Source organism: Paraburkholderia sp. SG-MS1, assembly GCF_012275575.1.
Taxonomy (GTDB): domain Bacteria; phylum Pseudomonadota; class Gammaproteobacteria; order Burkholderiales; family Burkholderiaceae; genus Paraburkholderia.
Genome location: NZ_NPIH01000145.1, coordinates 39,874 through 45,873, shown reverse-complemented (window position 1 = coordinate 45,873; position 6,000 = coordinate 39,874). Strand labels below are relative to the sequence as shown.

The following is a 6,000-nucleotide window of genomic DNA, read 5'->3' as shown; positions in this document are numbered from 1 at the left end:
TTACTGCAGGAGCTTCAGGATCTGCTGCGGTTGCGAGTTCGCTTGCGACAGCACCGAGATACCAGCTTGTTGCAGCACTTGCGCCTTGCTCAGGTTAGCCGTTTCTTGCGCGAAGTCGGCGTCCTGGATCGACGATTGTGCCGACGACAGGTCGGTCGACTGGGCTTGCTGCGTCGTGCTGATTGCCGTGAAGCGGTTTTGCGCCGCGCCAAGCGTTGCTTGCAGGTTGTTGACAGCGTTCAGCGCGTTGTCGATGGTCAGCATTGCTGCCGAAGCGCCGTCCTTGGTCGAGATGTCGATCTGCGAAACCGTGTTCGACGTGCTCAGCTTGTCGATTGTCGCGCCCACTGCGTCAGTGACCTTGTCCGCAGCCACCACATTCGCGTCAGTCGTGACGCCAGCGTCCGTGACCGCTTCGATGTCGGTCGCCATAGTCGCACCGTCTTCGCCAGTCAGCGTGGTATTGCCGTCGCTGTCCGTAGCAACCGTACCGCTCGCGAAAGCTGCGGTAGCAACAGCGGTAGTCAACGCCTTACCGTTTTGGTCCGTGAGCGTGAAGCCGCCCTTACCGTCAGCAATCACGTTGATCTGCGTGGTAGTAGCGTTGGCACTAACCGCGAGCGTATCCGAAGGATCGCTCGCTGAAGTCGGGGTCGTGCCCGTCGTCGTTGCCGTGTAGTAGGAAATCGTGGATGCGTCGGTGATAGCGTTGCCGTTTTGGTCCGTGTACGAGACCGCGTTCTTGGAGGTATCCCACGAAGCCGTAATCGACGTGATGCCCGGAGCCGCCGCAGCAGCACCCGCGCTATCCAGCGAGACCGAGAACGAGCCGAGCGTGTTGCCCGCTGCCGGAACGCCGCCGCCAATCGAAGCAGCGGACATCGACTGCGACAGATTCAGCGAGATCGACTGACCGACGTTTGCGCCAACCTGGAACGACACGTTGCCCAACGAGCCGTCGAGGACGTTCATGCCGTTGTACGTCGTTTGCGATGCGATACGGTTCACTTCCGAAACCTGCTGCGTCACTTCCTGTTGCAGCGCCGCGCGATCGGTATCGGTCATGCTACCGTTCGACGCTTGCGTTGCGAGCTGGCGGATACGTTGCAGGCTGCTCGTCAGCGACGACAGGCCGCTCGATGCGGTTTGCACCATCGACACGCCGTCGTTCGAGTTCGACACACCTTGCGTCAGACCGTTGATCTGGGTCTGCATGATGTTCGAGATGGCCAGGCCTGCTGCGTCGTCCGCTGCGCTGTTGATGCGCTTGCCCGACGACAGACGCGTGATTGCTTGCGACAGTGCGCTGCCCGAGCCGGTCAGGTTCTGCTGTGCAACCAGCGAGTTGATGTTGCTGTTAATTCCGAGCATGAAAATTCTCCTGTTGGGGCCGTCAGCCCGTTACATGCCATATAGATCAAGGCATCAGCGAACGAGGCAGCTATGTTCGTTTGCCGCCCGCCTTGTTTGTGGTAACGGCCCGTCCAGGAAAAACTTTATGGGGACGACACGCATATTGGCCGATTCTGCAGACGAAAATATCGGCATGCCGGATCGAGCAGGCAAGTTGCAGATGAAGGCCTCAAGGCCGCCAGATTGCCGCCGTTAACGACCGGTCGAGGCCGCTGACAGTCGGCCGCCCGATGGATCCAGCCTCATCTGGCCACACCGCCCCTCATCGGATGGGCACTCGAACCGCCGACTCGCGTGGCCGCCCCGGTCAACGCGTCAGCGTCACCACCAGATAGGTGGCGTATAGCACGCCGCATACAAGCAGCGCCCACACCGGCACACCGCGCTCGCGCACATTGACGCGCAACCATGCGGCCGCGGCCAACGTGATTACTATGCCGGTCACCACTTCGATACGCGGCGTCCACGGCGTCAGTAGAATGCCGATCGCAGGCAACAGCGTCCCCTGAAAGACCATCGCGCCGGTGATGTTGCCGAACGCGAGCGTGTCCTTGCCGCGCCGGATCCACAGGATGCTGTTGACCTTCTCCGGCAACTCCGTGGCGATCGGAATGATCAGCAGCGACAACAGCAGCGGCGACACGTCCACCGCTTGCGACACCCCCCGCACGCCGTGGATGAACCCCTCCGCCCCCCACACCAGCAACGCGACGGCGACGATCAGTTGCAGCACGATGGTCGCGAAATTGGTCGGCAAGCCGAGACGCGACAGCAGCATCCTGCCGGGCGCTTCGGTGCCGTGCCCGGCGTCGACGAGCTGATTCGATGCGCGAAACGTCATCACCACGTAGGTCACGTAGACGCCCACCAGCGCGACGCTGAAGAGCGCGCGCACGAGCATCTGCTCATGCGGTACGTACATCGCCGCGGCGGCCAGCACGAAAGCGCACAGGAAATAGTTGAGGTCCCGCGTGAAGCCTGTGCGCTCGGGCGCGACCCAGCCCTTGACTCCGCGCGCGCCAAGAATGGCGAGCGTCATCAGAAACGTGGACAGCGTGGAGAGCATCAGCGGTGCACCGAGAATCGCGCCGACGCCAATTTCATGGTTGACGGTGTTGTCGCTCGTGCCGCCCGCGATAGCAAGCAGCGGCACGAGCGTTTCCGGCAACGCGGTGCCGACGGCCGCGAACAGCGAGCCAGTCACACCTTCGGAGATTTTCAGACGTTCGCCGAGATGTTCGAGCGCATTGGTGAAGAGTTCGGCTGCTACCAGAATGACGAGCAGCATGATCGCGAGTTCGACAAGCAAACCGGTCATGCAAGGCTCCCGGCGCATGCGTCGAAAGCACGGCTGCTCGCTGGATGATGAGCCGATGCGACAACATGCGAGGAGTATGTCGGGACACTTGACGGAAACCTACGGTGATTCACAGGGCAACTCCACGGTCGGACGTATGTGACGAACCAATGACGCACCGCCACCCGTCCGACCAGAACGAGGCAGTACGTCAATGGTCTCGCCAAACCGAACCGGTCGAACGCGCCATGACCCGCAGGCCAAGTATGTTGACGCGCTCTCCTTCAAGGGATGAAGGAAGGCTACTCCCCAGTGACCGGGGGATTCTAATCGCAGGTGCCGCTTTCAACAAGCTTGTGCACATGACAGCGGCAGCGAGGCGCGTTGGGTTTTCGCCTCGTGGATAGGACGCGGGGAGTGCGAATGTGGAAATGCGAGTCGATGGATCTGAGGTCACGCCAAACCGATGACTGCGATGCGCGAGGAACTGGAGGATGCAGCAGGGATGGGGGAGGTGAAACGAGAAACCAGCGCCGGAATTTTCGGCCAGAATTGGTGCGCCCGGCTGGGATCGAACCAGCAACCCCTGCCTTCGGAGTCCGCGAAGAACCCGTAATAAATTCAGTAACTTACAAGTGAAACTGCTTTTTTATCAGATGCTTATCTGAGCAAGCGTCAACCTAAGCCCCACGTAGTTTAGCAAAGGTTACCCCCTTCGCTACGGGCATTTTGCGGGTAGCCGCAGCGCTATCGCGGCGATCGCGGCCGGTCCCCTTAGAGGTCTTCGGCGATCATCATTGCGCGCATGGTCGCGGTGCCGCCGGTTAACACCATGCCGATCCGATACTCGGACGCGGTAGACACAACTTCCTCGACGCATCCAGAGCCTACTACGGAATTCCCTGAAACCAACTGGTGATCGCGATCCGTCTGACACTCAGCAGCGAATTCCATGGCTTGATCCTCTGCCCGCGCTGCAATGATGGACCTCACAGCATCCTTGTGCCAGCTACTTCGACGATTCCATACGGCCATTGCTTCGATTTCGGCTGTCTTCCACACGTCCTGCCAACTCTTGAGCGTGGTCGGGTAAGCCCGCTTCTTTGAGCGCCATGCCTGCGCCAACTTGCCGAGCATTTCCTCCCTATCGAGCGCGATCAACAGACCGCCGGCTCGGGCCGTGTCGATAATATTGGCTTGCCATGCAGCCTCGACAAGTACGAGAGCGCCTGCCTCGACTCCGCCGCGATCGCCAAAACTGACACGCATGCGCTTGGGGCTTCCTCTGGCCGGTCTCCGACCTTTCCCCCAGTTGACGTACTGCTTCAAGTAGCCGTCGTTGAACCTAGCGCCGGCGTCAGTGCCGTTGAGGCACTCCTCCAACTGGCTGAGGTTTGCGAACCCGGACGCACTTAAGAGCATGCGGAGCATGCAGGTAACGTCCGTTGACGCTCGCGCCTGCGCCTCGCTTCCAAGACGCCATGAAAAGAACGCTTGCAGATCTTCCCTCGCAGCTAAGTGCGGCAAGTAGCTCCACATTTCCGAGTTTTGTTCCTGTTCCCTCATTGGTCTGCATATTACCGTTCGTTCACCTCTTGCAACAACCTGAATCTTCGTGAATCAACACGTAGGTGTGCTATGAAAAACATGCGAAGCAACGAACAACTGGAACTCGCTGCGCGGTTGAGTCTCCTCGGCGACGACACCTTCATAAATGTGGCCGAGTTCGCGGCACTGACGGGCTTCTCCGTCAACAGCATCAGACAACGAAAGGTTTCAGGGCTGCCGTTGCCTGACCTCCGCGTTGGACGTTTGAGGTGGCATCTGGGCTGCGTCAGAGCGTGGATGAGGAACCGATAGTCAAAACATCGAGATTCAGCGCCGCACTGGCGCGGTCACCGCTCGCATTCCTGTCGTCCGATATCCGCTGCTTCAACGTTGCCCTCTAATGAACAACCGAAAATTTCCACACCACACGGGCGGAGTCGTACAAGTACGCCACACTGAGAGGTGGGGTTCAGTGCCCGAGGCTTTGCTTGAAGATCCGGCCTTGGATCTCGACAGCAGGGCCGTCGCCGCGTGGCTGGCCATTAAGCCGCAAGGTTGGCAAATTTCGGTCGAAGCCCTTCGCAAGCGGCTCGGGAAAATCACGCCGAACACTGAGAGCGGGCGACCCCAGTATCAAACGTTGGGAAAGGACCGCTGGCAAAGAATTGCCCGCGAGTTGGAAGGAGCCGGCTACCTTCACCGGCAGCAGCGCAACGGACATGGTGGACAGTGGGAGTGGAACATTGTCTTCCATCCAACACCAGCAAGAACGCTCGACACCAGTGCCGGGTTTTCCGGCGATGGCGTGACCGGCTCCGGCTCATCCATCGCCGGAAAACCCGGCAATAAAGAAATACCAAGCGAAGAAAGCACCAATAGCAAAATAACCACCCCTACAACGCCCAAGGATGGACAGCGCGGCGGAGACAGCACGCTTGAAACGCCTGTCTCCGTGGTAGTGGGCGGCTCGGCAGAGAAGCACCGTGACATTTTGATCACACTGCTTACCCAAGCCAAGCTGAATAGTGACGCCGGCCAGCAGATTGCCGACGAACTGGTTGGTCGATTGGAGGCTGCGGCGAGAGGAACGCACAGTGCGGTCGGAAGTGTGCGCGGGTGGCTCAATAGCGTGATTAGCCAATACAAGAACGGAAGCTTCATACCGGAGTTCGGACGCGCGATCACGATGAGAAGACAAGGTCCATTGCAGTTCTCGGCCTTGTCGGTCACCGAACCTCCTAGGGCGTCACGCGAAACCGTTGAAGCGAATTTAGGGCGGTTGCATGAAACGGTGGCCGCCATCGCTGCGAAGGGTCGCGGGATATGACCCCGAGACCAAACATTTGGGAGTGTGGGAGCCGGATTGTCCGGCACTGCGTGCCGGTCGGTACTCTCCCACCGCCCTGCGGGCGGCGGTGCCCGTGCACCTCAATCCGGGCTCGCGGCGCTAGCCGACGCCTCGCCGTCGATCAACCGATTTGGCTTGCAGAGGGGGGCTTGTGGTCGGAGCACTTCTGTCACTTGGGCAAGCCGCATCGCGGCGCGTCAGGCTGAAGGCAATCGTCGCGGGGAGCCGGTGGTCGGTTGCGGGACGCCGGCCAGCGAGCCGGCGCTGTCCACACCCCCGTGGTGTGGGCAGCGCAGCCGTCCATGGGCGGGCGCGGGAATGACCATAGCAGTGGCACAAGGCCGGTTTGCGGGCAGCGCACGTCATTACCGAAACCCAACTGCGGCGGCCACGA

At 60.3% G+C, this 6,000-nt stretch carries 4 protein-coding genes and 1 riboswitch; of the genes, 1 reads left to right on the top strand and 3 read right to left on the bottom strand.

Translation table 11 applies throughout. From position 1 onward, the window contains the following. The 3 genes from CIC12_RS11550 to CIC12_RS11540 all read right to left on the bottom strand — a co-directional run bounded on the left by CIC12_RS11550 (window position 1) and on the right by CIC12_RS11540 (window position 3,979). Window positions 1–1,371: a flagellin N-terminal helical domain-containing protein gene (locus CIC12_RS11550; RefSeq protein WP_168664244.1), complete on the bottom strand. Its 1,371-nt coding sequence runs from the start codon at window positions 1,369–1,371 to the stop codon at window positions 1–3. Between the two features lie 349 nt (window positions 1,372–1,720). Then, window positions 1,721–2,731: a sodium:calcium antiporter gene (locus CIC12_RS11545; protein WP_168664243.1), complete on the bottom strand. Its 1,011-nt coding sequence runs from the start codon at window positions 2,729–2,731 to the stop codon at window positions 1,721–1,723. Between the two features lie 134 nt (window positions 2,732–2,865). Continuing rightward, window positions 2,866–3,033, bottom strand: a riboswitch (yybP-ykoY riboswitch). A gap of 451 nt (window positions 3,034–3,484) precedes the next feature. Continuing rightward, window positions 3,485–3,979: a hypothetical protein gene (locus CIC12_RS11540; RefSeq protein ID WP_168664242.1), complete on the bottom strand. Its 495-nt coding sequence runs from the start codon at window positions 3,977–3,979 to the stop codon at window positions 3,485–3,487. Window positions 3,980–4,730: 751 nt separating this feature from the next. Between CIC12_RS11540 and CIC12_RS11535 the strand changes: the two genes are divergently transcribed. After that, entirely contained in the window at window positions 4,731–5,585 is an 855-nt protein-coding gene (locus CIC12_RS11535) for a hypothetical protein (RefSeq protein WP_168664241.1), read from the top strand. The last annotated feature ends 415 nt before the right edge of the window (window positions 5,586–6,000 follow it).